This window comes from Exiguobacterium sp. s95, from assembly GCF_018618655.1.
In the GTDB taxonomy this organism is placed as follows: domain Bacteria; phylum Bacillota; class Bacilli; order Exiguobacteriales; family Exiguobacteriaceae; genus Exiguobacterium_A; species Exiguobacterium_A oxidotolerans.
The window spans coordinates 1-26019 of sequence record NZ_JACSMM010000009.1; the positions used below are offsets into that span (position 1 = coordinate 1).

33 protein-coding genes, 3 tRNA genes, 1 rRNA gene and 1 riboswitch are annotated in these 26019 nt (G+C 47.3%); of the genes, 25 read left to right on the forward strand and 12 right to left on the reverse strand.

Features of this window, described 5'->3' with window-relative positions:
- From rrf to KNP99_RS12595, 8 genes are all read left to right on the forward strand, one after another.
- A 5S ribosomal RNA gene (gene rrf, locus KNP99_RS15565) occupies window positions 1-85 on the forward strand; the annotation flags it as partial.
- A 281-nt stretch (window positions 86-366) separates the two neighbouring features.
- Window positions 367-443, forward strand: a tRNA-Met gene (locus KNP99_RS12565).
- A 35-nt stretch (window positions 444-478) separates the two neighbouring features.
- Window positions 479-555, forward strand: a tRNA-Met gene (locus tag KNP99_RS12570).
- Between the two features lie 117 nt (window positions 556-672).
- Window positions 673-1122: a tRNA (adenosine(37)-N6)-threonylcarbamoyltransferase complex ATPase subunit type 1 TsaE gene (gene tsaE / locus KNP99_RS12575; protein WP_088838055.1), complete on the forward strand. Its 450-nt coding sequence runs from the start codon at window positions 673-675 to the stop codon at window positions 1120-1122.
- Window positions 1119-1772 (forward strand): tRNA (adenosine(37)-N6)-threonylcarbamoyltransferase complex dimerization subunit type 1 TsaB, encoded by a 654-nt coding sequence (tsaB, locus tag KNP99_RS12580; protein WP_214767870.1) that lies wholly within the window; start codon window positions 1119-1121, stop codon window positions 1770-1772. Before tsaE ends, tsaB begins: the two co-directional genes overlap by 4 nt.
- On the forward strand, window positions 1765-2223 hold the full coding sequence (gene rimI / locus KNP99_RS12585; RefSeq protein ID WP_029331901.1) for a ribosomal protein S18-alanine N-acetyltransferase: 459 nt from the start codon (window positions 1765-1767) through the stop codon (window positions 2221-2223). Before tsaB ends, rimI begins: the two co-directional genes overlap by 8 nt.
- The gene (gene tsaD, locus KNP99_RS12590; protein ID WP_088838051.1) at window positions 2220-3227 is read left to right on the forward strand and encodes a tRNA (adenosine(37)-N6)-threonylcarbamoyltransferase complex transferase subunit TsaD; all 1008 of its coding nucleotides are present in this window, start codon (window positions 2220-2222) and stop codon (window positions 3225-3227) included. The genes rimI and tsaD overlap by 4 nt, the downstream gene beginning before the upstream one ends.
- Before the next feature lie 28 nt (window positions 3228-3255).
- Entirely contained in the window at window positions 3256-3825 is a 570-nt protein-coding gene (locus KNP99_RS12595; protein WP_088838050.1) for a hypothetical protein, read from the forward strand.
- Window positions 3826-3883: 58 nt separating this feature from the next.
- Here KNP99_RS12595 and KNP99_RS12600 read toward each other — a convergent pair whose 3' ends face one another.
- The gene (locus KNP99_RS12600; protein WP_088838048.1) at window positions 3884-4549 is read right to left on the reverse strand and encodes a haloacid dehalogenase type II; all 666 of its coding nucleotides are present in this window, start codon (window positions 4547-4549) and stop codon (window positions 3884-3886) included.
- Between the two features lie 160 nt (window positions 4550-4709).
- Between KNP99_RS12600 and KNP99_RS12605 the strand changes: the two genes are divergently transcribed.
- Window positions 4710-5357 carry a TVP38/TMEM64 family protein gene (locus tag KNP99_RS12605; protein ID WP_088838046.1) on the forward strand — a complete coding sequence of 216 codons (648 nt, stop codon included), beginning with the start codon at window positions 4710-4712 and terminating at the stop codon, window positions 5355-5357.
- 87 nt (window positions 5358-5444) lie between these two features.
- Here KNP99_RS12605 and KNP99_RS12610 read toward each other — a convergent pair whose 3' ends face one another.
- Both KNP99_RS12610 and KNP99_RS12615 read right to left on the reverse strand, forming a co-directional pair.
- A complete protein-coding gene (locus KNP99_RS12610) occupies window positions 5445-5900 on the reverse strand; it encodes a flavodoxin (protein WP_088838045.1) in 456 nt (151 codons plus the stop codon).
- A gap of 116 nt (window positions 5901-6016) precedes the next feature.
- Window positions 6017-6337 (reverse strand): winged helix-turn-helix transcriptional regulator, encoded by a 321-nt coding sequence (locus KNP99_RS12615; protein ID WP_029331888.1) that lies wholly within the window; start codon window positions 6335-6337, stop codon window positions 6017-6019.
- A 181-nt stretch (window positions 6338-6518) separates the two neighbouring features.
- On the opposite strand from KNP99_RS12615, the gene KNP99_RS12620 reads away from it, so the two are divergent.
- The gene (locus KNP99_RS12620; protein WP_029331885.1) at window positions 6519-6917 is read left to right on the forward strand and encodes a DoxX family protein; all 399 of its coding nucleotides are present in this window, start codon (window positions 6519-6521) and stop codon (window positions 6915-6917) included.
- Between the two features lie 18 nt (window positions 6918-6935).
- Window positions 6936-7529, forward strand: a complete 594-nt coding sequence (locus tag KNP99_RS12625; RefSeq protein WP_088838043.1) for a flavin reductase family protein — start codon at window positions 6936-6938, stop codon at window positions 7527-7529.
- A gap of 497 nt (window positions 7530-8026) precedes the next feature.
- Here the strand turns inward: KNP99_RS12625 and KNP99_RS12630 are convergent, their stop codons facing one another.
- Window positions 8027-8419, reverse strand: a complete 393-nt coding sequence (locus tag KNP99_RS12630; RefSeq protein ID WP_029331882.1) for a hypothetical protein — start codon at window positions 8417-8419, stop codon at window positions 8027-8029.
- Complete coding sequence (locus KNP99_RS12635; protein ID WP_215193299.1) at window positions 8419-10320, reverse strand: ABC-F family ATP-binding cassette domain-containing protein; 1902 nt, start codon at window positions 10318-10320, stop codon at window positions 8419-8421. Before KNP99_RS12635 ends, KNP99_RS12630 begins: the two co-directional genes overlap by 1 nt.
- Before the next feature lie 168 nt (window positions 10321-10488).
- Here KNP99_RS12635 and KNP99_RS12640 point away from each other — a divergent pair, with 168 nt between their 5' ends.
- The 9 genes from KNP99_RS12640 (at window position 10489) to KNP99_RS12680 (ending at window position 14704) form a co-directional block, all read left to right on the forward strand.
- Window positions 10489-11148 carry a redox-sensing transcriptional repressor Rex gene (locus tag KNP99_RS12640; protein ID WP_088838040.1) on the forward strand — a complete coding sequence of 220 codons (660 nt, stop codon included), beginning with the start codon at window positions 10489-10491 and terminating at the stop codon, window positions 11146-11148.
- Window positions 11148-11351, forward strand: a complete 204-nt coding sequence (locus KNP99_RS12645) for a twin-arginine translocase TatA/TatE family subunit (protein WP_088838039.1) — start codon at window positions 11148-11150, stop codon at window positions 11349-11351. The genes KNP99_RS12640 and KNP99_RS12645 overlap by 1 nt, the downstream gene beginning before the upstream one ends.
- Before the next feature lie 7 nt (window positions 11352-11358).
- On the forward strand, window positions 11359-12138 hold the full coding sequence (tatC, locus tag KNP99_RS12650) for a twin-arginine translocase subunit TatC (protein ID WP_029331875.1): 780 nt from the start codon (window positions 11359-11361) through the stop codon (window positions 12136-12138).
- A gap of 107 nt (window positions 12139-12245) precedes the next feature.
- Window positions 12246-12318: transfer RNA gene (locus KNP99_RS12655), tRNA-Ala, on the forward strand.
- Window positions 12319-12489: 171 nt separating this feature from the next.
- The gene (locus KNP99_RS12660) at window positions 12490-12648 is read left to right on the forward strand and encodes a hypothetical protein (RefSeq protein ID WP_034801002.1); all 159 of its coding nucleotides are present in this window, start codon (window positions 12490-12492) and stop codon (window positions 12646-12648) included.
- A 101-nt stretch (window positions 12649-12749) separates the two neighbouring features.
- The gene (locus tag KNP99_RS12665; protein WP_214846154.1) at window positions 12750-13229 is read left to right on the forward strand and encodes a hypothetical protein; all 480 of its coding nucleotides are present in this window, start codon (window positions 12750-12752) and stop codon (window positions 13227-13229) included.
- A 4-nt stretch (window positions 13230-13233) separates the two neighbouring features.
- The gene (locus KNP99_RS12670; protein ID WP_214811491.1) at window positions 13234-13701 is read left to right on the forward strand and encodes a hypothetical protein; all 468 of its coding nucleotides are present in this window, start codon (window positions 13234-13236) and stop codon (window positions 13699-13701) included.
- A gap of 26 nt (window positions 13702-13727) precedes the next feature.
- Entirely contained in the window at window positions 13728-14204 is a 477-nt protein-coding gene (locus KNP99_RS12675; RefSeq protein ID WP_214811493.1) for a hypothetical protein, read from the forward strand.
- Between the two features lie 14 nt (window positions 14205-14218).
- Window positions 14219-14704, forward strand: a complete 486-nt coding sequence (locus KNP99_RS12680; RefSeq protein ID WP_088838035.1) for a hypothetical protein — start codon at window positions 14219-14221, stop codon at window positions 14702-14704.
- Window positions 14705-14800: 96 nt separating this feature from the next.
- Here the strand turns inward: KNP99_RS12680 and KNP99_RS12685 are convergent, their stop codons facing one another.
- The 4 genes from KNP99_RS12685 to KNP99_RS12700 form a co-directional block, all read right to left on the reverse strand.
- Window positions 14801-15808, reverse strand: coding sequence for a FecCD family ABC transporter permease (locus KNP99_RS12685; protein ID WP_088838034.1), 1008 nt, complete (start codon window positions 15806-15808; stop codon window positions 14801-14803).
- Entirely contained in the window at window positions 15805-16806 is a 1002-nt protein-coding gene (locus KNP99_RS12690; protein ID WP_215193300.1) for a FecCD family ABC transporter permease, read from the reverse strand. The genes KNP99_RS12685 and KNP99_RS12690 overlap by 4 nt, the downstream gene beginning before the upstream one ends.
- 70 nt (window positions 16807-16876) lie before the next feature.
- Entirely contained in the window at window positions 16877-17788 is a 912-nt protein-coding gene (locus KNP99_RS12695; protein WP_029331865.1) for an iron-hydroxamate ABC transporter substrate-binding protein, read from the reverse strand.
- Between the two features lie 4 nt (window positions 17789-17792).
- Window positions 17793-18584 (reverse strand): ABC transporter ATP-binding protein, encoded by a 792-nt coding sequence (locus tag KNP99_RS12700; RefSeq protein ID WP_029331864.1) that lies wholly within the window; start codon window positions 18582-18584, stop codon window positions 17793-17795.
- Between the two features lie 183 nt (window positions 18585-18767).
- Here KNP99_RS12700 and KNP99_RS12705 point away from each other — a divergent pair, with 183 nt between their 5' ends.
- Window positions 18768-19823 carry an NAD(P)/FAD-dependent oxidoreductase gene (locus KNP99_RS12705; protein ID WP_088838031.1) on the forward strand — a complete coding sequence of 352 codons (1056 nt, stop codon included), beginning with the start codon at window positions 18768-18770 and terminating at the stop codon, window positions 19821-19823.
- 80 nt (window positions 19824-19903) lie between these two features.
- Here the strand turns inward: KNP99_RS12705 and KNP99_RS12710 are convergent, their stop codons facing one another.
- The 3 genes from KNP99_RS12710 to KNP99_RS12720 form a co-directional block, all read right to left on the reverse strand.
- Window positions 19904-20695, reverse strand: a complete 792-nt coding sequence (locus tag KNP99_RS12710) for a hypothetical protein (protein WP_215193301.1) — start codon at window positions 20693-20695, stop codon at window positions 19904-19906.
- 25 nt (window positions 20696-20720) lie between these two features.
- A riboswitch (cyclic di-GMP riboswitch) is annotated at window positions 20721-20804 on the reverse strand.
- A 423-nt stretch (window positions 20805-21227) separates the two neighbouring features.
- Window positions 21228-21461 carry a DUF4305 domain-containing protein gene (locus KNP99_RS12715; protein ID WP_029331862.1) on the reverse strand — a complete coding sequence of 78 codons (234 nt, stop codon included), beginning with the start codon at window positions 21459-21461 and terminating at the stop codon, window positions 21228-21230.
- A 21-nt stretch (window positions 21462-21482) separates the two neighbouring features.
- Window positions 21483-22175 carry a CPBP family intramembrane glutamic endopeptidase gene (locus KNP99_RS12720; RefSeq protein WP_088838027.1) on the reverse strand — a complete coding sequence of 231 codons (693 nt, stop codon included), beginning with the start codon at window positions 22173-22175 and terminating at the stop codon, window positions 21483-21485.
- A 220-nt stretch (window positions 22176-22395) separates the two neighbouring features.
- Between KNP99_RS12720 and groES the strand changes: the two genes are divergently transcribed.
- The 4 genes from groES to KNP99_RS12740 all read left to right on the forward strand — a co-directional run bounded on the left by groES (window position 22396) and on the right by KNP99_RS12740 (window position 25878).
- On the forward strand, window positions 22396-22680 hold the full coding sequence (gene groES, locus KNP99_RS12725) for a co-chaperone GroES (protein ID WP_029331860.1): 285 nt from the start codon (window positions 22396-22398) through the stop codon (window positions 22678-22680).
- A 19-nt stretch (window positions 22681-22699) separates the two neighbouring features.
- Window positions 22700-24340: a chaperonin GroEL gene (gene groL / locus KNP99_RS12730; RefSeq protein WP_159173269.1), complete on the forward strand. Its 1641-nt coding sequence runs from the start codon at window positions 22700-22702 to the stop codon at window positions 24338-24340.
- A 137-nt stretch (window positions 24341-24477) separates the two neighbouring features.
- Window positions 24478-25098 (forward strand): LysE/ArgO family amino acid transporter, encoded by a 621-nt coding sequence (locus KNP99_RS12735; protein WP_214770932.1) that lies wholly within the window; start codon window positions 24478-24480, stop codon window positions 25096-25098.
- Window positions 25099-25281: 183 nt separating this feature from the next.
- Window positions 25282-25878, forward strand: coding sequence for a hypothetical protein (locus tag KNP99_RS12740; protein ID WP_214770934.1), 597 nt, complete (start codon window positions 25282-25284; stop codon window positions 25876-25878).
- The last annotated feature ends 141 nt before the right edge of the window (window positions 25879-26019 follow it).

Below are 26019 nucleotides of genomic sequence, written 5' to 3' on the forward strand. Positions count from 1 at the left end.
TTCCCATGCCGAACACGGAAGTTAAGCACTTGAACGCCGAAAGTAGTTGGGGGCTTCCCCCTGTGAGGATAGGACGTTGCCAGGCAATTGAAAAAGACCGATCTGCATCTTGCAGGTCGGTCCTTTTTCTCTTTAACAGACAGGCAATTCGCTACTCATTGTCTGCTAGGACAAAGTCGATAGGAAGGAAAAAAGAAAAAGATTACTATGTTGTCTACATGCTGAATCAAGCTGACAGCTGCTTAATTAAAAGCAAAAAGAGCATTTTCTGAGTTATTTCAAGAAAATATTTAAATAAAATTAATGAATTCCTTGTAATTTACGAAACGACATGTTATATTAATATCTGTCGAAACGTTATATCATCGCGGGGTGGAGCAGTCTGGTAGCTCGTTGGGCTCATAACCCAAAGGTCGTTGGTTCAAATCCAGCCCCCGCAACCAATTTTTAAATAATTCAAATCCGAAACGTTTATCGTCGCGGGGTGGAGCAGTCTGGTAGCTCGTTGGGCTCATAACCCAAAGGTCGTTGGTTCAAATCCAGCCCCCGCAACCAATTTTAAACTTAACTTCAACTTTACTACGAAACGTTCAGCGTTTCGTATTTTTTTTTGTCTTTTTTGTTCGGTACAATAGATACAATAGAGAAAGATGACAAGAGGAGGGACGCAGGATGATAGAACTTGAAATGGCAAATCTAGAAGAGACGACGGCTCTCGCAGTAACACTCGGACACCGTGCCTTCGCGGGGATGGTCATTACATTAGATGGCGATCTTGGAGCGGGAAAAACAGCGTTTACGCAAGGTTTCGCAAAAGGACTTGGTGTGACGCGTAATGTCAACAGTCCGACCTTTACAATCATGAAGGTCTATAATGGTCGTTTGCCGTTATACCATATGGATGTCTACCGTCTAGAAGGATCGGGTGACGACATTGGTCTTGAAGAATACTTGAACGGCGACGGGGTCGCAGTCGTTGAGTGGTCAGAGTTGATTGCAGACGTCTTGCCTCCGGAACGGCTCGTCATCACAATCGAACGGACAGGAGACCATGCACGACGTTTCCGTCTTCAGCCAATCGGTGAGGCGTACATTAAGATATGTGAGGGATTAAGCTTATGAAAATCGTAGCGATCGATACATCAACAAAACAACTTTCTGTTGCGCTGTCGGACGGAACACAAATCATTGCGGAAGCATCGTATGTGACGTCCTTGAACCATGCAACGAAGTTAATGCCGTTACTCGAACGATTGATGCAAGAAGCGAACTGGTCACCTAAAGAATTAACACGCATTGTCGTCGCAGATGGTCCGGGTTCGTATACGGGACTGAGAATCGGAGCGACGACGGCCAAAACACTTGCCTATACACTTGGCATCGAACTGGTTGCCGTCTCGACGCTCGAGCTGATGGCAGCATCAACAGGACGGACGGGACGGGTCGTCGCGATTCAAGATGCACGCCGCGGAACGGGCTTTGTTGGTATGTACGAAAACGGTGAGCGCGTTGGCGACGAACAACACACGACAGTCGCTGACTTTGTTGCGACGTTACCGACAGATACGTTGATGACAGGTGATACGGAAAAATTCGTTAAAGCGCTGCAACCGTTTGAAATCGTTGGGCCTGCGTTTCGGACGCCACGCGCAGGTGTATTGGCTTTACTAGGCGCGACACGTGTCCCGGTCGATGTGCATGCATTTGAACCACGCTATTTACGCCTTGCCGAGGCAGAAGCGAAGTGGATTGAGGCGCAACGACATGACTGACGCGCGTATTCGTAAAATGACAGTCGCCGATGCACCCGGTGTGCATGCGGTCGAACTGGAGTCCTTTGCGACACCTTGGACGCTCACAGCCTTCATCGCGGAAATGACGCAAAATCCGAATGCCTATTACCTTGTCGCAGAAACGGACGAAATCATTGGCTTTGCCGGACTTTGGCATATCGCGGATGAAGGTCATATCACGAACGTCGCTGTGAAACGTACGGCACGTGGGCTCGGGCTTGGTGAAGGGTTGCTAGAGGAATTGATTGAAGTCGCACGGGAACTCGGTCTGCGGGCAATGACGCTTGAAGTCCGCGTCTCGAATACACCGGCACGTACCTTGTATGAAAAACTCGGTTTTTTATATGCCGGAACACGCAAACGTTACTATCAAGACAATAATGAAGATGCAGCCATCTACTGGTTGGAACTAGAAGGAGACGAGACATGACACAACCATTGATACTTGCTATTGAATCAAGCTGTGATGAGACGGCAGCTGCCGTCGTCCGGGGAGGAACGGACGTCTTATCGAACGTCGTCTCGTCTCAAATCGAGAGCCATAAACGCTTTGGCGGAGTCGTCCCGGAAGTCGCATCACGTCATCACGTCGAGCGGATCACTTATGTCATCGATGATGCTTTGACGGAAGCGAACGTAACGATTGACGACATCGATGCGATTGCGGTTACGGAAGGGCCAGGTCTTGTCGGTGCACTTCTCGTTGGGGTCAGTGCAGCGAAGGCACTCGCTTTCGCGCACGGTAAACCATTGCTCGGCGTCCATCATATCGCTGGACACATCTATGCGAACCGCCTCGTCCAGGAACTCGAATTTCCGCTCGTCTGCCTGATTGCTTCAGGCGGTCATACGGAATTGATTTATATGCCGGAAGATGGTGTGTATGAAGTGATTGGTGAAACACGTGATGACGCAGCAGGCGAGGCATACGACAAAGTCGCACGGACATTGAAATTACCGTATCCCGGTGGACCCCGGATTGACCAATTGGCACAAACAGGACAAGACACATTCCACTTCCCACGGATTTGGCTCGAAAAAGATTCGTATGATTTTAGCTTCAGCGGCTTAAAATCGTCTGTCATCAATGCGGTGCATAATGCAGAGCAACGGGGTGAAGTGATCATCCCGGAAGATTTGGCAGCAAGTTTTCAAGCGAGTGTCGTTGAAGTGCTCGTCGCTAAAGCGATTCGTGCCGTCAAAGAGAAGGGTGGAAAACAACTCTTACTCGCAGGTGGTGTCGCAGCGAACAAAGGGTTACGCCACGGATTGACGGAAGCTTGTCAGCGTGAAGGGATCACCCTCGTCATCCCACCGATGCACTTATGTGGCGATAACGCAGCGATGATCGGAGCCGCCGCGATTCATCCCTATCGGGCGCAACGCCAATCGACACTTGCCATGAATGCAGAACCTGGGCTAGATTTAAAGTAAGGAATACGAGAGACATGGGGGAACCAACATGAAAAAAGTCATTATCGTCGTACTTGGTATACTCGTCGTGGTTGCGATCGGACTACAGATTCGCGAAATCGTCGATGCCTATCAAGTCGCTTACAAAGAGGAACTTGTCCCGGATAAGAAAGCAGTCGAAACGAATACGAAACAAGAACCGTTGTATGAAATCGGTCGTGCTGAAGGAGAGCAAACGCGGATCGAGAAGCTGTATGCGTTTGACCGGACGGTAAACGGTGAACTAAAAAATGTCGTTCTCGTCGACCGGAAGTACGGATTGACGAACAAGGCAAGTGACGATTACTTCACGATCGCACCGGGGAAACCGGCGACCGATGCGGAAAAGGAATCCTTCCAGCCGATGGTCGACCGTCTTGACGCGGAGCAAGTACAAGCAGAAGTCATCTCAAAGCACGAAGTAATCGCAGTCGAGAACAATAAGAAACGCACACTGACGCTCTATAAAGTTTTTTATAAAGATACAGATCAAAAAGAGTACCTCTTCTTTATCGAAAAAGACGGTGGACTGAAGCTAGATCTCTTCAAAAAAGGATATTCGCGTCTTGCGAATTACTAAAAGACAGCCGATTTTCCTCGATGTAACGGAGGAATATCGGCTGTCTTTTTAGTTAACTTCATTTCCATTCGAGCAAACCGTTCAAGTCGTCATAGATGCTGTCGGGGTCGAGGTTCAGTTCTTCGACCGGTAAGCCGGACCGGTTGATCCAGGCCGTCCGGAAACCGAAGCTCTTCGCTCCGGTGATGTCCCATCCGTTCGAGGACATGAACAAGACTTCTTCGCGTTTCAGACCGAGTGTGTTCAGCGCATGCATATAAGCAGCAGGCGTCGGTTTGTATTGTTTGATGTCATCAACGCTGATGATGTGATCAAACAGTGATCCGAGTCCGGACTGTTCGATTAACGGGTCAAGCATATCGTGGGAGCCGTTTGAAAAGACGGCCAATTGTTTGCCGCTCATCTCTTGTAAGACTGCTTCGACTTCGTCGTAATGCGACAGCTCGAGATAGGCCTCCATTAAGGCAGCAATGTTTTCTTCCGTCACATGCAACTTCAATTGTAAGAGGGCATAACGGAGTGCATCACGCGTCACTTGACTGAACGGAACGTATTGTCCATTCAGTTGACGTAAAAAGGAATATTCAAGTTGTTTTTGACGCCAGACTTGGCTGATGTCTGCGCCATGCTCCGGATAGAGTTCTTCTGCTTTGACTTTAACAGCATGAACGTCAAATAATGTACCATAGACATCAAAGACGAGTGCTTTTATTGATTGTGTCATAGTTATCACCTTTCTATTTTCCATGTTATCTTTTAGTAGTTCCCAAAATCGTGAGCGGCTGAAACGCATATTCAATAAATTGCATCAGGTATAAGAAAATCGATTGTTGGGAATTCTATATATACCGCGTTCATATATGCTCAATGAAATGGAGGAAATTATGTCACGCCAACAAAAAGGAGTACGTCTTGCATTCGTGTTACTCGTCATCATCGGTCTGATTTGGTTCAGTCGATCGTATTTAAATGTTAGTCCGACAGACATCAAGGAATGGATTTTATCGTTCGGGATGTGGGCACCGATTCTTTATATCGTCCTCTATACCGTACGTCCGTTGATTTTCTTTCCGGCGTCTGTCCTGTCAATCACAGGCGGACTCGCCTTCGGCGCCTTGATGGGGACGGTCTATACCGTCATCGGTGCTACACTAGGAGCAGTCGTCGCCTTCTTAGTCGCAAAAAAACTGGGTAAGGGATTTATTAAGAACGGTGCCGGAAAAGTCGATCAAATCCAGCAACAGCTCGAAAAAAATGGGTTCATCTATGTCTTAATTTTTCGGTTGTTGCCGATTTTTAATTTTGACTTGATCAGTTACGCAGCTGGACTCTCGAAAGTTCGTTTATTGCCGTTCTTCTTAGCTACGCTGATCGGAATCATTCCCGGAACGTTCGCCTATAACTTTTTAGGGAGCAGTATCGTCTCGAAAGACCCACGAATCATCATTGGTGCAATCATTGTCTTTTTAATTTTGACAATCGTGCCGTGGTATCTTCAAAAACGCTGGAAAGCGAAAAAGAATCTTGGTTAAGCATTACATCACGGGACTCTTCCGACATCGGAAGAGTCCTCTTGTCTGTATAGCGATTGCTTCTTGAATGCGTTCTTTGTTAAAGCGTTAGTTCATGACAAGCTGTTCGACGTGCTTGAAAAATTCTTGTGCAAATGACCGGCAAGCCTGTTGTTTGTCGGCCGTATCCGGGTCAAATTCAATCTTTAGACCAGGTAAGACGACTTGTGCACCAGCTGACGTCAGAGCTTGTTCAAGCAGATCGACGGCCGCACAATATTTCGGATAATCGCGGTCACCGGAACCAAAGGCAGCAGCCGGAATCGCGATTGAACTGGCAGCGAGCTCATCGACGAAGTCTTCTGCTTCATAGGGGAGATCACCGTCGCCCCACGTGTAAGAACCAAGCAGGACGGCATCATACTGCGCTAAGTCGCTTGGATATAGTTGATCGAGTTCTTCCGTCTGCACCTGGCAGCCGTTTTGCTCGAGTTCTGATTTAAGTAAGTGCATGATGTCTTCCGTGTTGCCAGACATGCTGACGAAACCGATCATGATTTTCATGACGTGACACATCCTTTCATGGTGGGACACGACTTCATTCTAAATGAAAAGGATTCTCAATGCAAAAAAGAATAAAAAAAGACACCACATGCCCAGCATGGATGTCTTCTTTTCAGTCAATCTTGTAACTCAGCCCATTCTTCGATCGAACGAATTACAGGCTCAAGCTGACGACCTTTGTCTGTCAAACTGTATTGAATTTTTATCGGACGTTCCGGAATGACGGTCCGGGCTACGATACCTTCCGCCTCAAGTTCCTTCATGCGTTCCGTTAACATACGACCAGAGAGCTCGGGAATCGCATCTTGAATTTCATTGAAACGACAGGTCTTCGTCAAGAGATGACGTAAAATCAAACCCGTCCACTTCTTGCCCAATATTTCAAAGGCATGTTCGACTTTCGGACAAAGGGCCGTCGGAATTAGTGTATTCTCCATCAGCGCTCATCCTTTCTTATATATGTAGTATACCCACTTTGACGCTAAAATACGAATTATTTTACTTATAGTAATAAAAATAACGAAAACAAATCTATTTACTTTTAGTAAGTGATAGTTTAGTATCGATATTAAGTTACTAATAGTAATTAAAAAACATTAAGTAAAAGGAGTTTTATACATGATGGATTTAGGATTATTTCTGATTCGGTTGATTATCGGCTTAACATTTGCGGCACACGGAACACAAAAATTATTTGGATGGTTCGGTGGACATGGTATCGCAGGGACAGGCGGTTGGTTTGAGTCCATCGGGATGAAGCCAGGGAAAACACTTGCACTGATGGCAGGGATTGCTGAACTGGTCGGAGGATTATTATTCGCCGGTGGATTATTCCTGTGGATTGCAGCCCTCCTGATCATCGGTTCGATGATCGTCGCAATCGTCAAAGTGCATGGGACGAATGGTTACTGGGTGACGCAAAACGGGTACGAATACAACATGGCACTGATCGTCATCGCCTTAGGCGTTGCGATGATCGGAGCTGGAGACTATTCACTCGCAGCACTTATCGGGTGATCGAAAAGGACGGTTTTTATGAAATTTGATGCAGCAGACTTAAGTCCAAAAGAAAACTATAAATTGTTGATCGGCAGCATCATTCCTCGACCCATCGCGTTCGTGACGACCAAAGGTGCAGATGGAGTCGTCAATGCGGCGCCATTTTCCTTTTTCACGGTCGCTTCAAGCAACCCGCCGCAACTGGTCATCGCCGTCCAGCAGACGGAGCAAGGGCAAAAGGATACCGCAAAAAACATCTTGCTGAATCAGGAATACGTCATCCATATCGTCAGTGAAGAAATCGTCGAGGCAGTCAATGAAACCGCGGCACCACTCGCATATGGTGAAAGTGAACTCGAACGGACGAATTTGACGTTAGTCGATAGTGATTTGATCGATGTTCCGGCTGTCGCAGAAGCGAAGATCCGCTTTGAATTGAAGCTGACGAATCATCTCGAACTCGAAGGGGCCAACCTCTTGATTGGGGAGATCGTCCGGTATCACGTCGCGGATGAACTCGTCGAGTCGTTCCGGATTGATCCGGATGGTTTAAAAGCGATCGCCCGTCTCGCGGGTAACGACTATGCGAAAGTCGGAGACATCTTTACGATTGCCCGACCGACGAGCTGAAGGCGGATCGACGAGTAGGACTAGTATTTTTTAGAAGCAAAAAGGCACGTCCCGAACGCGGGACGTGCCTTCAGCGTATAGCCAAACTCTTATAAATCACGAAAATTTTACATGAGGATGCTGTCAGTTCACGCTTCCCTGTCTCGCCTCGTCTTCAAAGCGGCAATCTTCCGCGCCGCTACAGCAGAGCTGCAGGGTCGCGACCGATTGCTTTTCGCTTTAAAAGCGATTCGAGACGGATTGCGCTCTAAACCGTCTACAGTCTAAAAAGCGTCACGTTTCGTTGACTCCTACGGGAAAAAGTGCGTTTTTAACGCGACTTGCCATAGGCAGGCAAGACCCTGCTCGTTGTCCGCTAGGATCAAGGAGCAACGGCTTGCGCCTCGCCCGAGGTAATCAACGAAAACAGACGCTTGATTGTGATAGTACCTTGTCTACAGTCTAAAGGCACGTCCCGAACGCGGGACGTGCCTTTTTATGTCGGACAACTGAAGAAGTTACTCTGCATGGTGACGTTTTTCGTACTGGAAACCATCGAGTAGAAAAAAGAGAATCGCCAGTGCCCAAATCCCGAGACAGCTGATCAAAAAGGCGACGAGCGGTGAAACGGCTCCGTAATAGCTGATGATTAACGGGTCATTCAGTTCAACGAACATCTGGGTCGTCAGCAACGTACAGATTAATCCGGATAAGAGGCTGATGAAGAGACCACTCCACGTCTTAATCACGAGGCCGATCATGCACGAGATGAGGATGAACAACAGGACGACGGCATTAAAGGCATCCGGCCGGATGAAGGCCGACACGTAGTCGGCATACATCGGAACGAAATAGAGCACCCCGGACAATAACCCTTGAACGAGGTTGATGACATAACTTTTCGAGCGCATTAGTGGAAATTCTCCCATCGTTCCATCAGTTCGAGGAGGTCCGTATCAATCTGATCCCGTTCTGCCGACAGCGCCGTCGCCTTCGGAATATCGTTGAAGACTTCCGGTTCGCAAAGCAGTTGTTCGATTTCAGTTGATCGTGTTTCCAACCGTTCGATGTCTTGTTCGAGTTGTTCGAGCTGTTGTTTCTTTTTTCGTTCTTCTTTTTGCGCATCTTTGTCGATGCTTTTCGAAGCAGCGACTTTGATTGCTTTTTCTTCCTCTGCTTCGAGGCGGGCGATTTCTTCTTTCTCGGCCTTCTTCTCCATATAGTAAGAGTAGTCGCCGAGATAATCCGTCACACCGTCCGGATTCATCTCGATGACGCGTGTCGCAACCCGGTCGATGAAGTAACGGTCGTGGGAGACGAACAGGAGCGTGCCTTCATAGTCGACAAGTGCGTTCTCAAGCACCATCTTCGAATCAAGATCGAGGTGATTGGTCGGCTCATCGAGAATGAGGACGTTCGTTTTGCGTAATTTTAACTTCGCGAGGGCGAGGCGTCCGCGCTCGCCGCCGGATAATTCGTGGACAAGTTTAAAGACATCATCACCACTGAACAGGAATTGACCGAGGACGGACCGGACTTGTTGTTCCCGCATCAACGGCCACTCGTTCCAAATTTCATCGATGACCCGGTTGCGGTCGTTGAGCTCGGCCTGCTCCTGATCGTAGTAGCCGACGGAAACGCCGGTCCCGAAACGATGTTCACCGAATAACGGTTTAATCCGGTTGACAAGAACTTTCAGTAACGTTGATTTTCCGATTCCGTTCGGACCAACGAGGGCGAGGGATTCGCCGCGTTGTAAGCGGAACGTGATGCCTTTTGAGACGGCTTCTTCATAGCCGACCGCGAGTTGCGTGACTTGTAACACATCGTTCCCACTTTGTTTTTCAATCGGGAACGACAGAACGGTGCTGCGTTCATCCCCATCCGGACGATCAATCCGGTCGACTTTTTCAAGACGTTTGCGGACGCTTTGTGCGCGTTTCGTCGTCGTCGCCCGTGCGATGTTACGCTGGATGAAGTCTTGCATCTTCGCGATGTCTTCCTGTTGCTGTTCGAACTGCTTCATCTCTTGTTCATACAGTGCTGCCTTTTGTTCCAAGTACTTCGTGTAGTTGCCGGTAAACTTCCGGCAGACGTTCCGTGACAATTCATAGACGACGTTGACGACCTGGTCGAGGAAGTAACGGTCATGGGAGACGATCAAGACCGCTCCACGGTAACCAGCCAGATAACTTTCGAGCCAAGAGAGTGTATCGATGTCGAGGTGGTTCGTCGGCTCGTCAAGAATCAACAGCTCAGGTGCCTGGAGCAACATCTTCGCCAGTGCGAGTCGCGTCCGTTGTCCACCGGATAGCGTCTGGATCCGGCGTGAATAATCGTCCGGATAAAAACGCATCCCGTGCAGGACGGAGCGGATGTTGGCTTCGAACTGGTAACCGCCGGCGTCCGAGAAGTCATGTTGTGCCTGATCGTATGTTTTCAACAGACGGTCGTAAGCAACAGCATCATTCAAGATATGGTCCATCCCCATCTCAATCTCCATCCGACGGAGCGAACGTTCCTGCTCTTGCAGATGCTCGAACACGGTCAACATTTCATTCCAAATCGTTTCATTCGACTCAAGACCACTGTCCTGGGCGAGGTAACCGATTTTCACTTCCTTACTCTTCATGATCTCACCAGAGTCATGACTGAGCTCTCCGGCGATGATTTTTAAAAGTGTTGATTTTCCGGCACCATTTCGTCCGACGAGCGCAATCCGGTCCCGCTCCTGCACTTCGAGTTTAATATTGTCTAAAATCGGCTCAACACCGAATGATTTTGATAGTTGGTTCACTTGTAAGAGAATCATAAAAACATCCATCCTTCCACCCTTTAGTCTATCATGAAAAAAACGCAGGAGTCCCGTGGAATATATTATTTGTTAGTCTATGTGAAGTGGTTTACAATCAAAGAGAATAGAATTCTTTGCATTGATTTGGGTGCCACGTCAGAACGTGGTCGAAGGGGGAACTGCAGTATGAATGGGCCAGACACAAAAATACCACAAGCGACGGCGAAACGACTGCCGTTATATTATCGTTTCATTCAGAGTCTTTATAACTCAGGCAAGCTGCGCGTCTCTTCAGCAGAGCTCAGTGAAGCGGTCAAAGTCGATTCAGCGACGATCCGCCGCGATTTTTCCTACTTTGGGGCGTTAGGGAAAAAAGGATACGGTTACAACGTACAACATCTATTGACGTTTTTCCGAAAGACACTGAATCAGGATGAAGTCACGAATGTGGCACTTGTCGGGGTCGGACATCTCGGAACGGCGTTTGCAAATTATAACTTTTTAAAGAATAATAGTACTCGGATAGTCGTTGCGTTTGATGCGGACGAAAACAAGGTCGGAACAACGACGCAAGACGTTCCTATCTATCATGTCTCTGACATGAAAGAGCAAATCGAAGCGAACAAGGTTGATGTCGCCATCTTGACGGTCCCATCCCAGTTCGCACAGTCAGTAGCGGATGAGTTAGTTGAGTATGGTGTGACCGGAATTCTGAACTTTACACCGGCGCGGTTGAACGTACCGGCCCATGTTCGGGTCCATCACATCGATTTGTCGATCGAGTTGCAGTCACTAGTTTATTTCATGAAGCATTATTCGCAATCAGCTGAAGGAGTGAAATCATAATGGAAAACTTAATCCCGTTCACACTCGGTATTGGACCAGGAAGCATCGCCTTAATCGGTGCCGTCGCCTTAATCATCTTCGGGCCGAAAAAGTTACCGGAGCTCGGTCGTGCTGCCGGTCAGACGTTAAAAGAGTTCAAGAGTGCGACAAACGGCATCATGGACGATGATAAAGACAAAAAGGATGAATCGAAAGAGAAGTGATTAAATTATGGCGATTGATCAAGAACAGAGTGTGACATCGCATCTAGACGAGTTGCGCAAGCGGATCGTCTGGTCACTCATCATCGTCGTCGTCTTGTTCGCCGCGGCCTTTCCGCTCGTCCGACCGCTCGTGCGTTTTCTGCAGTCAGACTTGAAAGAGCTCGGCATCGGATTGAATGCCTTTAATGTGGCCGATCCCCTGATGTTGTACTTGAATTTAGCGTTCATCATCGCGGTCGTCCTGGCTTCACCATTTTGGATGTACCAGCTATGGGCGTTCATCCGACCCGGTTTATTCGAACAGGAACAGAAAGCGACCTTGACGTATATTCCGGTCACGTTTTTCTTATTTTTGTCCGGAATCGCGTTCTCTTATTTTTGGTTACTTCCGTTTCTACTCAAAGTATCGACGGAACTTGGGCAAGAGCTCGGCATCGAGCAAGTCATCGGGGTCGAAAACTATTTCAGTTTCTTAATCCGGCTGACGATTCCGTTCGGTATCTTGTTCCAATTGCCGGTCGTGACGATGTTCTTGACTCGTCTTGGACTCGTGACGCCATTGTTCATGCGGAAAAATCGGAAATATGCGTACTTTGCGCTGTTTGTCATCGCGGCTTTAATCTCACCACCGGATGTGACGTCACATCTGATGATTTCGGTACCGTTGTTCGTCCTCTATGAAATCAGCATCATGATTTCAGCCCGGACGTACAAAAAAGTACTGATTCTTGAGCAACAGGCGGAGCTTGAACGGCAAGCGGATTTGATGCGTGAGTTGAATAAGTAACAGTCTCCTCTCGGTCGTTTCGGCGACGGAGAGGTTTTTGTTTGGAAGCGCTCTTTTTATATTGAAAAAGTGAATCGATATGGTTTATACTGATTACAAGAATATGAGGGGGCTTAGCTCAGCTGGGAGAGCGTTTGGCTGGCAGCCAAAAGGTCGTCGGTTCGAGCCCGATAGTCTCCATATGTACATCACTTGGCATTTGCCGAGTGGTGTTTTTTGTTATAGTGGTGGCGGCAAAACAGAAGCTTACAGCCTGGATAATGTTGATGAACCGATTGAAGTCGTTTTCTGTGTTTATCCTTTTGAGGGAATGGGAAATTTCTTAATAGGTAATCAAGAGGGGGAAGCATTATGAATCCATTTACGACGTTAATTGCCTTCATCGTCGGCTGTCTTGTTCTGTATCTCGGAATCCGTGATAAGAACGGTTGGTTGATTGGTGTGGCACTGATTCCGTTAGCAATTGTTGCGTATAGCGTCATCTATCTCATCATTCAAGTTTCAGCCTAGAAACTCCTTTTTTAAGGAAGTTTCTTTTTTTTTGAAACATAACTGGTAAACTGTAAGTATATGACAGTATAGACAGTTGAAACGAGGGAGGGCATTTCAGGATGGAACAAACGCTCCGAGAGGAACGATTACAGGCGTTGACGGTTGCTTATATCGAAAAAAATCAATTGCAGAATAAGAGTTGGGTCATCGCTGCCTTGATGGCGACAATCGGCACATTCACGGAAATCTTCAGCACGACCATGTATTTGAGTCTGTTACCGCTTGTCTTTCTCGTGTTTGATCTCCCGTTTCGACTCGAAAAACGAAAAATCCTGGCGCGCTATCTCTCAAGCGACCAAGTGACGAACCAATCGTTGCTGTGGCTCGGGACTCAATTCGTCCTGTACGGTTCGCTGTACACCGTGATACTTGAGACGAAAGAGATGTCGATCTGGAAAATTGCCCTTTGGATGCTGATCATCCTCGCACCGGTCTATTACATAACGGACTGGTTGTTTAAAAAGATTGCCCGGTCAGGCGATCCCGACTTCGTCAGTGATAAAGAAATTCATGCGAATGTTAAAGAAGTGGAGGAGTGACAGGGTGAGTACATTGATTGAAAAAAATACACGGTTGAAATTACTGGGACCGCCATTAAAAAGGATTCAGCATCTGGTGCCGGTTCCGGTTCTGCTGCTTGCGCTTGCTGGTTGGTTCATCCCGGGTTTTCGGGAAACAGGGCTGTTCTCCTTATTTGCGATTACGGTATTCTGTTTGGCTAACGCACTTAGAGAAATCATTCGTCTGCGGATTTTAAAGCAACGCCTCGCGAAGGACGTCTATAAAAAGACGGTCTTGAAAGTGGCACGTGTGTCGATGATCGGTTCGTTCATCCCGATCCTTACACTTTATGTGGGGACTGTTTTTCCACAATACGCCGGTATTTCTTTTACGGTCTTTCTTGTGTCGATCATCGTCGCCTATTTGATTGTGTCCCAATTGAACAAACAAGCGAAACAACTGGATCCGGCATTCGTCACGATGCGTGAGATTGAGCGTTACCGTAAGTAAGCGAAACACACAAGAGGAGTGAACGGATGAGAAACACTTTAAGCACGTATCAAAAATGGACAAAAATCAGCCGGCAAATCCGGACGTATGTAATTGCGGGCGTATTTTTTGCGGTGCTGTTCTTCTCCGGAAGCGGGCACCTGACGGATTCAGCAGTTGGATTTTTGATTCTTACGCCGTTACTCGCCTATAATGGCATGCAGCGAGTGATCCAATCCGTTCTGTTAGTTCGGTCGAAGGTACAGGCGCGATCAGTCAGTCTAATGTTTGGTGGGATCACTTTACTCGAAGCGGTCTTTATTGCGGGTGCCGCAGTTGTCGCCCCGCACCTTGGACAGTGGGGCTATCTGTTTCCGCTAATGTTGTGGATTTCAGGGATGCTGCAATTTCAAAATTGGACGGACCGGACGGTAACGAAGCTCGATAAAATGGATTTGCTTGAGACACCGGACCGAAAAGGAATCGAACACCGTCATCCGACGGGCGAAGGAATCGGGATGTAACGAGGAGGCAGACGATGGAGAGCATGCAACGCGAGCGGAAAATGGATTATATCCGATTTTCAAAACAGGCACGTTACATTCAAACGGTCTTGTTTGGACTGGTATTGTTTGTATTTCTCTTTTTAACAGACGATTGGCATCTGACAGAATCATCGTTTCAGTATTTTTTGTTAGTCCCTTTGTTGTCCTATCAATGGATCGTCCGATTCCTGAAGTACCGCTATTTCAAGAAGCGGTTTGACGGGCTTGAGGCCTGGGATCATCTCGGACTACCGTATATATTGATCAGTATCATCGAAGTACTGGTCGTCGTCCTGGGGCAAATCATCACGCCCTACGTAGCGCGTCCCGAATACATCGGACCGTTCCTTGTCTTTTTCCTAACGGTGCTGTCATTGGACCGAATTGTCGATAAACGGATTAAACGACTCGATCCGACACACTTATCAGAACAGGAATTGATCCGGGCGGAACGGGAAGAAAAACGAATCAAATATTGACTGGTCATCTTAGAGCAACAAAAAAACGCAAGAAGGCGGCGGATTCCGGATTCGCCTACTTCTTGCGTTTTTAGTTGTGACCGCATCATGTAGAGGTTATTTTTTTGACAGCAAATAAATGAAGTAAGGAGCACCGATGATCGCAACGACGATTCCTGCCGGGATGCCTTGCGGGTCAGCGACGTTCCGACCAATCGTATCGGCGAGGACGAGTAACCATCCGCCAATCAAAACGGCGATCGGTAAGAACAGTTGATGCCTTGGACCGACGAGGGCGCGCGCGATATGGGGCGCCATCAAACCGATGAAGGCGATCCCGCCTGTTACAGAAACGGCGGATGCAGCGAGTGCGACAGCGGCGAGTAACAGTTGGATGCGCTCCTTTTCAATCGCGACGCCGACGCCGATCGCAACCGGTTCATTCAGCGCCAGCAGATTGAGTTTGTTTGCCTTATAAAACGTAAACGGTACGAGAATAAGCAGCCAAGGCAATAACGCGTAGACGAATGTCCAGTCCGTTCCCCAGATGTTCCCGGCGAGCCATTTGGCGATGAAGTCGACCTTCTCACGGCGCGCGGATGAAATCAGGACGACCATGATGCCGGATAACGCCATCGAGAATCCGACCCCGGTCAAAATCAGACGAATCGGTTGCAGACCACGGACACGGTCATACGATAAGGCATAAATGGCAATCGCTGTGATCAATGCCCCGATGAAGGCAGCAACCGGTAACCCATAGATGAACGCACCGACATCGACCGGGAAGTAAAGGAAGAAGGCGGCGATGGCGACACCAGCACCTGTATTGATACCGATGATGCCGGGATCTGCGAGTTCGTTGCGGGTGATGCCCTGAAGAATCGCACCGGATAAGGCGAGTGCCATGCCGGCGAGTACCGTGATTAAAATCCGCGGCAGGCGGAGTGAGAACAAAACAAACTCTTCTTTGAACGAGCCTTGACCGAACAGTGTCGGCAGAAGCCGGTCGTACGAGAGGGAGGCGGGCCCAAGCCCGATACTGATGATGATCGTTCCGAGCAATAACAGACTAAAGACGATAAAGATCAACCGCTGACGGCGGCGGAGCGATGTTTCAATCATGAGAACGCACGACCTCCTTTGCGGACGATGAGTAAGAAGAACGGCAGCCCGAGCATCGAGACGATCGCAACGACCGGTGTTTCGTATGGAGCATACAGCGTCCGGCCAATCGTGTCCGCGAGTAACATGAACGTTGCACCGAAGACGGCGGTCATCGGGAGGATGAAGCGGTAATCGGTGCCGACGATTGCGCGGACGATGTGCGGAATCATCAAGCCGATGAATGCCATGTTACCGACTAAAGCAACGGCGGCCCCGGCGAGCAGGATGACGACGACGTAGAGTACACCTTTAATCCGGGTGATGTTTTGCCCGAGCCCGAGTGCGACTTCTTCTGATAAGCTTAAAATCGTTAATTGACGTGAGTAGATCATCGCAATCGCGATGCCGATCAAGATGACGGGGGTGATGATTTGCAGTTGCCCCCAGGTCGTTCCAATCAGCCCGCCGGATGTCCATTGCGAGACGTCTTGAGCGATTTTGAAGTAAATGCCGACCCCTTCTGCGATTGCGTATAAAAAAGCAGAAATCGCGGCCCCGGCGAGGACGATTCGAAGTGGTGAAAACCCGCCACGTTTTGAGGCACCGATCCCGAAGACAAGTAGGGCACCGGCTGCTGCTCCAAGGAAACACGCGAGCATGATGCCGTAGTAATTGATACCGGGAATGAAGACGAGCGCAAGAGCAAGGGCCGCGTTCGCGCCTGCTGTCAGCCCAAGCAGTCCGGGATCGGCAAGGGGATTACGTGTCATCGCCTGCATGATCGCACCGGAGACACCGAGTGCAGCCCCGACCAGCATCGCAGCGACTTCGCGCGGTAACCGGATTTCCTGAATGATTTTTGCTTTACCGTTCAAGGGACCGAACGTCAAAGCGTTCCAGACCTCACGTATCGTCGTGTCGGCGGCACCGAACGTCATCGAGATCCAGAACATGACGACGAACAGGAGTAAACCGAACGTGATTTTCAGTCCGAACGGGAATCGACCGGATGACATAGTTATCGTCTCACTTTCATTAGATAGTCAAAAAGGAGGGACCGAAAAATCGGTTCCCTCCTTATTTTTGTTACGCGCCAAGGAAACTTTTCTTGAAGAACTCGAGCTGACGTTCGAGCGTCAATGGATCATTGAAGTAAAATTCTTTCGAATCGACTTCGAAGACGTGGTTGTTTTTAACAGCAGGAATATTTTTGTATGTGTCTGTTTCTGTAAACGAGTTATCTGCTTCTGCCGTCTTACTGAAGATGAGGTAATCCCCTGCATATTCAGGTAAGACTTCCGGTGATAGCGCGTAATAGCCGTCTTTTAAGGCCATTTCCGTAACTTTTTCCGGCATCTTCAATTTCATTTCCTGGTAGAGGATTTCTGTACCACGTCCCCAGTTGTCGCCGAAGACGTAAAGCTGTTTATCGAAGCTTTCGATGACAGAGACCGTCGCATCGTCACCGATTTTAGCTTTAATCTCTGTTCCGGCGTCCGCTGCGCGTGTTTGGAAGTCTTTGACCCAATCGCGTGCTTCTTGTTCTTTATTGAGCAATTTACCGATTTCGATATGTTGTGTCAAATAGTCAACTTTGCCGTACGTGTACGTGACGGTTGGAGCGATTTCTTTAAATTTATCGATGTTTTTCGTTGTATTGTAGCCGATGATGAGATCGGGTTCGAGTTCGATGACTTTTTCGACGTTTTCTTCTGATACTTCCTGGACGTCTTTCAAATCAAACTTCGGATTCGATTTTGACCACGAATCGACACCGACGAGTGGGACGTCGAGTGCCATGACGTTTCCGGCGAAACCGGCAAGGACGACGACGCGTTTCGGATCAGCCGGGACTTCGACGTCACCTTCTTCCGATTTATAGGTGATCGTTTCTTTTTTCGTATCGGAAGACGTATCTTCTGTTTTATCTGTATTGCCGCAGGCGGCGATGACGAGTGCTAAGAGTAATAAAATCGGTAAGAGTACTAGTTTCTTCATGTGGTTAATCTCCCTTGATTAAGTTGTAAGTGACACACATCGGCTTATTCGTCCGTGGATCACGACCGATTTCGGCATCGATATGAAATACTTCTTTTAAGACGTCATGCGAAATGACTTCCTCGCACGTTCCGGCTTTGACGACTTCGCCTTCTTTCATCGCGATGATGTAGTCGGCGAAACGGGCGGCCTGATTTAAATCATGTAACACCATGACGATCGTCCGGCCTTCCGTCCGGTTGAGATGCTCGAGCAGCTCGAGGACTTCGAGCTGGTGGGCGAGATCAAGGTAAGTCGTCGGCTCATCGAGGAAGATGATATCCGTCTCCTGCGCCAGCGCCATCGCAATCCAGACGCGTTGCCGTTGACCACCGGACAAGGCGTCGACCGGACGGTGTTTGAATGCCGTCGTATCCGTTGCCTCTAACGCCCAGTCAATGATCTCGTAATCATGTTTCGTTAAACGACCAAATCCTTTTTGATAAGGAAAACGACCGTATGAGACGAGCTCTGCGACCGTTAGACCGCTTGCACTTTCCGGTGTCTGAGGCAGGATCGCCATTTTCCGGGCAAGCAGCTTTGTACTTTCCTTCGCAATATCGAGACCGTCAAGCAGGGCACGACCAGACTGATGGGGGATGATCCGGGTCATCGCTTTCAATAAGGTCGATTTACCGCAACCATTCGCACCGATGATTGTCGTGATTTGCCGATCCGGAATCTGAACCGTCAAGTCTTTGACGATGGTACGATCTCCGTATCCGATACTGATTTCTTCTGTTGCTAGACGTACCATACGCAGAGGCTCCTTCTCGTTTAAAGCTGTTTTCATTGATAATGATTATCACTATCGTCTCCCTAACCATACCAGTCTCATAAAAACGCTGTCAACATTTTTTCTTGTCTTCAAGAGATGTTCACGTTATCATTGGGAATGAGAATGATAATCAGTCGTAGTCGAGAGCGAGGAGTGAGTGAGATGGAACAGCAGGAATTGTTTGATGTAACGGTAATTGGTGGAGGCCCGGCCGGGTTATACTCGACTTTCTATAGCGGATTACGCGGGATGAAGACGAAAATCATTGAATACCAGGCAGAGCTTGGTGGCAAGATTCATGTTTATCCGGAGAAGATGATTTGGGATGTCGGGGGACAGCCACCCATTACCGGAGCGAAGCTGATCGAGCAACTCGTCGAACAAGGCTTAACGTTTAATCCGTCCGTGCACCTGAATGAAAAAATCATTTCAATCGCAAAAGACGTCTTCGGAAACTTCGTCCTCGAAGCGGAGTCGGGAGAAATTCATTATTCGAAGACAGTCATCGTCGCTGTCGGCGGCGGGATACTCAATCCCCAAAAACTGAAGATTGAAGGGGCCGAACGGTACGAAGTGTCGAACTTGAACTATACCGTCAAATCGATTGAGCGGTTTAAAGATAAGACGGTCCTGATTTCAGGTGGCGGTAACTCAGCGATCGACTGGGCGAACGAGCTCGAACCGATTGCGAAAAAAGTTTACGTCACATACCGGAAAGACTGTTTCACAGGTCACGAGGCACAAGTCGACCAACTCGTCCGAAGCTCAGCCGTCTGTCTCCTCAACACGACGATTCATAAGTTGATCGCAAGCGACGATCACCACCGGATTGCGTCCGTCGAATTGATTGATTGTGCGACGGACGTGACAAACATCGTTGACGTCGATGAAGTCATCATCAACCATGGCTACGAACGGGAAGCAGAGTTGCTCGCGAACTCGGAACTCGACATCAAACAAGTCGACGACTTTTACATCGCCGGTAACGCGTCGAGCGAATCAAGTGTACCGGGATTGTATGCAGCAGGAGATATTTTGACGCATGACGGCAAGGTGAACTTGATTTCGGGTACATTCCAGGACGCGGCAAACGCCGTCAACCGGGCGAAGCAGTTCATTGAACCGGATGCTGCCAAAGTCGCGATGGTCTCATCCCACAATGAAGTTTTCAAAAAACGGAACCGTGAATTGATTCAAGAAATGGTCAACGAAAAGTAAAAAAACACCTGTCTTAAAGATCGCCCCTCGTCACATGGACGTCGGTCGTCTTTAGAGCAGGTGTTTTTTTTGTTTAAGGATTAATCTTCATCTTCATCTTCATGCTCGTCGTCCGAGTCATCATCTGAATCATCATCTTCGTCCTGACCTTGATCATCGTCTTGCTCGTCTTCTTCAACGTGACGGTGCTCTGATTTCGTTTCTTCGTGATCGAAGTACTCGAGTTCAATCTCCAACTCGTAAGAACCAGAGAGAGCGAATAAGCTGACGAGTTGTGCCCGTAATTCCTCTTCCGTCATCTTCGGATGTGACTCGATGAACTGAATCAATTGGCGGACACGGGTTTCATCGACCGTTGCGTCATTCGTTTTGACACGCAGCTGACTCTTCTTCTTTTTAAACTGGTATTTAATCTGACTTTGCGTCGTCTCTGTCGCGAGAGCAATCTTCATTTTTTTCAGCATATCTTCATAGCGGTGACCGGCCTTGTTGCGTTCTTTGCCATCGAGAATTCCATCACCATCAGAATCCCGTTTATATGGTTTTGTCCCAAGCTCGAGTTCGATGTCGTTAGTTAAGCCATCACGGTCCGTATCTTCATGTGCGTCGCTGATCTTATCGCGGTCGCTGTCTTTCTTCCGTGGATTGAGTTTGAGCTTATATTCGGTGTAGTTGCTTAAGCCGTCATGATCCGTATCTTGCTGCGCAAGTTTTTTCCCTTTAAGCTTGTACTTCTTTTCCCAGCTGTCATGGATTCCGTTCTTGTTGCGGTCATGCTTCGATGTTTTACTCTTGGCATCGATTGAGCCGAGCGGCGTCAGCATCAACGCATAAGCAAGACCGGCAGTAACGACATAATTGATTTTTTTCATGTGAACGTAGTCTCCTTTTGTGAACTTCGGTAACTGGCAAGCATAGCTTGAAGCGGTAGCCCCTATAGTTTTGCGTCACCACATTTCTGTGGGTTTGCCCGTTCGATTCCGGTGAAGAACCGTATCTTCAGTATAAGTGATTTGTTTCTATGGATAGATAAGGGTTTTTGATAATGAGTCAGTAAAATATATGTTCCATTCGCGGGGGTAACATTCGAAAGAGCGGTTTTTCGAAACGAGTTTTTTTCCCGTGCTTTCCTCGGGCGAGGCGTAAGCCGTTGCTTCTTGATTCTAGCGAACAAGAAGCAGGGTCTTACTTGCCTCTGACAGCGCAAGTGGTCTTGCGCTTTTTCCCGTAGGAGTCACGAGAAGTAACTCTTTTTTGTCACTTCGATTATTTCGAAACGGGAACAAGCTGACGATAGCGCGTCTAAAAAACTGTTCGCCTGATTTTCCATAAGGATACAGTGAGCAAGAGACAAAAAAATCCGCCCTTTCACGAACTGAATCGGTCAAGAGGCGGACAGGTTACTTATTCTTTATCATTTTTTTTGTTTTGTTCCTTCTCAATCATCTTCTTCGCAGCCATCCGGAAGCGGAAAATCAAGTAAAGACGGTAAAAGTCGATCGCTGCGAACAGTGTCAACAGAATCGTCCAAAAGTTAAAGACGGTTCCTGCCTCGATCGAGTTGCTGTACGCGAGGTACATGAAGAGAATACCGAACAGGGCATAAAATAATGCCATGAAGTTTGAGCCTTGGCGCATGAAAACACTACCTTTCCTAAGTTAAGTCATTGCATAGAGTGCGAGTACGACAATTCCGTTATTGAAAACGTGAATCGCAATCGGTGCTATGATGCGGCGCGTTTTGACGAAGACGAGTGAGAAAACAAAACTCATTGCGACATAAATCAAAAACTTGTTGTCTCCGTGGATGAACCCGAAGATAACACCACTGAGAACGAAGCTGAAGACGAAGTTCAGTTTTGTCGACAAGTTCCCGAACATAATGTGGCGGAATAAAAATTCTTCCATGATCGGTCCGAGTAAGACGACCATCAGCTGTAAAATCGGGATGACTTGGATTGCTTTCATGATGTCATCCGTATTTTGTGATTTCGCGACGTTTTCGAGTCCACCAGACATCCAGGCATCAAGAAGGTTGACGCTAATCAGTAAGGCGTAAAGCAACACGATTCCGATCCCAATCCACTTTAATGTGTCGATCGGATCCGTCTGATTGCCCTCTGCTTTCCACTTCTGCCAGTCAGGACGAAGACAGAAGAACGAGACGATGACGGCAACGGTAAAGCCAATCGCAAGCCACCAGCCGAGGACACCCGGAATTTGGCTTTTTGAGAGAAAGCTCGGGAATGTTGCCGGTACGAGCTGGACGATCAAATAAATCACAATCGGAATGATGTGACGGATTTGCCACTTATCAGCCATGTTGAACGGCAGATTGACGGAATTTTTCATCGGTCGGGACACAACTCCTTTGTATTGAAGGTACTGTCCCGATTGTAACAAACAAACAGGCCGGGCGCACGAATGGTGATGGTTCAAAGATGGCGATTTCGGGAAAACGGATAAGGGTTCAGGGTTGAATTTCGATTGAAAACCGTTTAAGATAAAAATATGTTAGCACTCCATTAAAGTGAGTGCTAAAAAACAGTCATTTTCAAGGAGGATGTTTCGCATGTTAAAACCACTTGGTGATCGCATCGTGATCGAAGTCGTTAAAAAAGAAGAAACAACACTCGGAGGAATCGTTCTTCCTGGGTCAGCGAAAGAAAAGCCACAAGAGGGTAAAGTCATCGCTGTCGGTACAGGCCGTGTGACAGAGCAGGGTGTACGTGTACCACTTGAAGTGAACGTCGGCGACCATGTCATCTACGCACAGTATGCCGGGTCAGAAGTCAAAGTCGATGGCAATGAATACTTAATCTTACGCGAAAGCGATATTTTAGCAGTAGCACAATAATAAAAGGGGGATTTCAGTCATGGCAAAAGATATCTTATTCAGTGAAGAAGCACGCCGCGCGATGCTCCGCGGTGTCGACGCATTAGCAGACGCAGTCAAAGTGACGATCGGACCAAAAGGACGCAACGTCGTCCTCGAACGTAAATTCGGTTCACCACTCATCACGAACGATGGTGTGACGATCGCAAAAGAAATCGAACTCGAAGACCACTTTGAAAATATGGGTGCGAAACTCGTCGCAGAAGTTGCGTCGAAAACGAACGAAATCGCAGGGGATGGTACGACAACAGCGACAGTCCTCGCACAAGCGATGATCCGTGAAGGACTCAAAAACGTCACAGCGGGTGCGAACCCGATGGTCATCCGTAAAGGAATCGAAAAAGCGGTCCGCCGTGCCGTCGAAGAGCTCCACGCCATCGCAAAACCGATCGAAGGCAAAGAAGCGATCGCACAAGTTGCGGCGATTTCAGCTGCTGACGAAGAAGTCGGTCAATTGATCGCAGAAGCAATGGAACGTGTCGGTCAGGACGGTGTCATCACGATCGAAGAGTCACGCGGCTTCACGACAGAACTCGACGTCGTTGAAGGGATGCAGTTCGACCGTGGATACGCGTCACCATACATGATCACGGATTCCGACAAGATGGAAGCGGTGCTTGAGAACCCGTACATCTTAGTCACAGATAAAAAAATCTCGAACATCCAGGAAATCTTGCCGGTCCTCGAGCAAGTCGTCCAACAAAATAAACCGCTCTTAATCATCGCGGAAGACGTCGAAGGCGAAGCACTCGCGACACTCGTCGTCAACAAACTCCGTGGTACGTTCAACGCGGTTGCGGTGAAAGCACCAGGCTTCGGTGACCGCCGTAAAGCGATGCTCGAAGACATCTCGATCGTCACAGGGGCAGAGTTGATCACAGAAGAGCTCGGTCTTGATTTGAAAGAAACACAAATCATGCAACTCGGCCGTGCGTCGAAAGTCGTCGTCTCAAAAGACAACACGACGATCGTCGAAGGACACGGACACAGTGATTCAATCGAAGCACGTGTCGGCGCCATCCGTGCGCAAATCGAAGAAACGTCAAGCGACTTCGACCGTGAAAAACTGCAAGAGCGTCTTGCGAAACTCGCGGGCGGCGTAGCTGTCGTCAAAGTCGGAGCAGCAACAGAAACGGAACTGAAAGAACGCAAGCTCCGGATTGAAGATGCACTGAATGCGACACGTGCAGCCGTCGAAGAAGGAATCGTTGCCGGTGGGGGAACAGCCTTTATTCACGTGACGAAAGCCGTCGAATCGATTCTTGCTGTCTCAACAGGCGACGAAGCGACAGGCGTCAACATCGTCCTTCGTGCGCTCGAAGCACCACTCCGTCAAATCGCGGAAAACGCCGGTCAAGAAGGTTCAGTCATCGTCGAGCGTCTCAAACATGAAGCGCAAGGCATGGGCTACAACGCCGCGACAGACGAGTACGTTGACATGATTGAAGCGGGAATCGTCGACCCGGCGAAAGTGACGCGTTCAGCACTTCAAAACGCAGCGTCTGTTTCAGCGATGTTCCTGACGACGGAAGCCGTCATCGCCGATAAACCAGAACCAGCCGGATCTGCTCCTGCAATGCCTGATATGGGCGGCATGGGTGGAATGGGCGGCATGATGTAAGACATTTCATCTTTAAGTACCGAATCCTAGCAAATAGGGTTCGGTACTTTTTATTTGCAATAGTATACTTAATATTTGAAAGAACTACATAAACAGTATGTATCATTTTTTTAGGTGAGAAGAGAGGAGGCCATCAAGTGAATGAAATTTTAAAGGGGATGTTGACGTCAGGTACGCTCATTGTAGCAATCGGAGCTCAAAATGCGTTTGTTCTAAAACAAGGTTTATTGAAAAACAATATTTTCTGGGTAGTCCTAGTATGTTTCTTATGCGATGTGTTACTGATGTGTACCGGCGTACTAGGAGTCGGTACTGCTATTAAAAATAATACTTTTGCGAATGTCGGTCTTGCGATTGTCGGAGGACTATTTCTGCTCTTATACGGATTCAAATCTTTGCGTAATGCGTTGTCTTCATCAAGTGCAATCGACATTTCAACTGATGCCAAAATTATCCCTATTCACAAGACGATCTTACTCACATTAGCGATTACACTTTTAAATCCACATGTATATTTAGATACAGTCGTCGTGATAGGGGGAATAGCTGGGACTTTGACATTGGATCAAAAAGTTAATTTCTTAATCGGGGCCTTGATTGCATCGTTTGTATGGTTTTTGGGTCTGGGTTATGGGGCGAGATGGCTAATTCCTGTATTTAAAAAACCAATAGCATGGAAGGTTTTAGATTTTGGAATAGGTTGCTTGATGTTTTGGCTCTCGTATCAATTGATTCAGTTTGCGCTAGAAACTCTCTGAAAATTGATATTTTATCGACTACTTTTAACAAGTATAATGATTTAATACTTCTATTTAAAAATACTTTAGAATAGAAAAGTGAAACTTATTTTGATTTTTTTATGTATAGAGTTTAAAGGTTGAAAAATAAACTGTTTAATTACTTTAATGGTATAAATACTAATTTTATTAAAGGTGGATTATATGGCGAAAATTGAAATTACATCAATTGTTGAAGGCGGGAAAAAAGTTGGAAAGTTAATTAAAGATAATCAAAAAGAGATCTTAGCTGGGATGGGTGTAGCCAAAACGGGAATCAAATTATTAAAAGAGAATACGGGAAATAAAAAAGAAAATCAAATAATAAAAAAGAAGTTATCTTATAGAGAACAAATGTATAAGAAGTACGAGAATGAAATACTGCCAAAATTAGATAGTCAAAATCGACTTGAACTTTTTCAATACATAGACGACATCGAACAATATGTTCAACAATTAAAAGAAGAAGAAAAAAGAGAAAATAAACTTAAAAAGCCTTTATACGAGAAAAAAATAAAAAAATGGGACTCTCTTTTAATGCAAATTCGAAACAAAATGAGTACTAAAGATTATCTTGAATTCATTAAAATTTACAACGATCCACATTATCAAAGTAATTATTTCAAAGGGTTTGAAGGGCATGTTGAGAAATTTAAAACGTATATTGGTACTAAAGAAAATGATGCTTTCCTAAAGTATTTGGAAAAAACAACTGGTCGAGACATTGAAAAAATCAAAAAAGACTTCATGATAATAGAGTGAATTTTAAGAAATATAACCAGTTCCTGCAGGGGATACATATGATCAATCGATTCGAGGAAGAACTAGTAATCGTTCAGCTCCATACCGATTTTTTCTTTTTCGAATAATCTTTTTGGCTGAATAAGTACTTAAAATCGATGT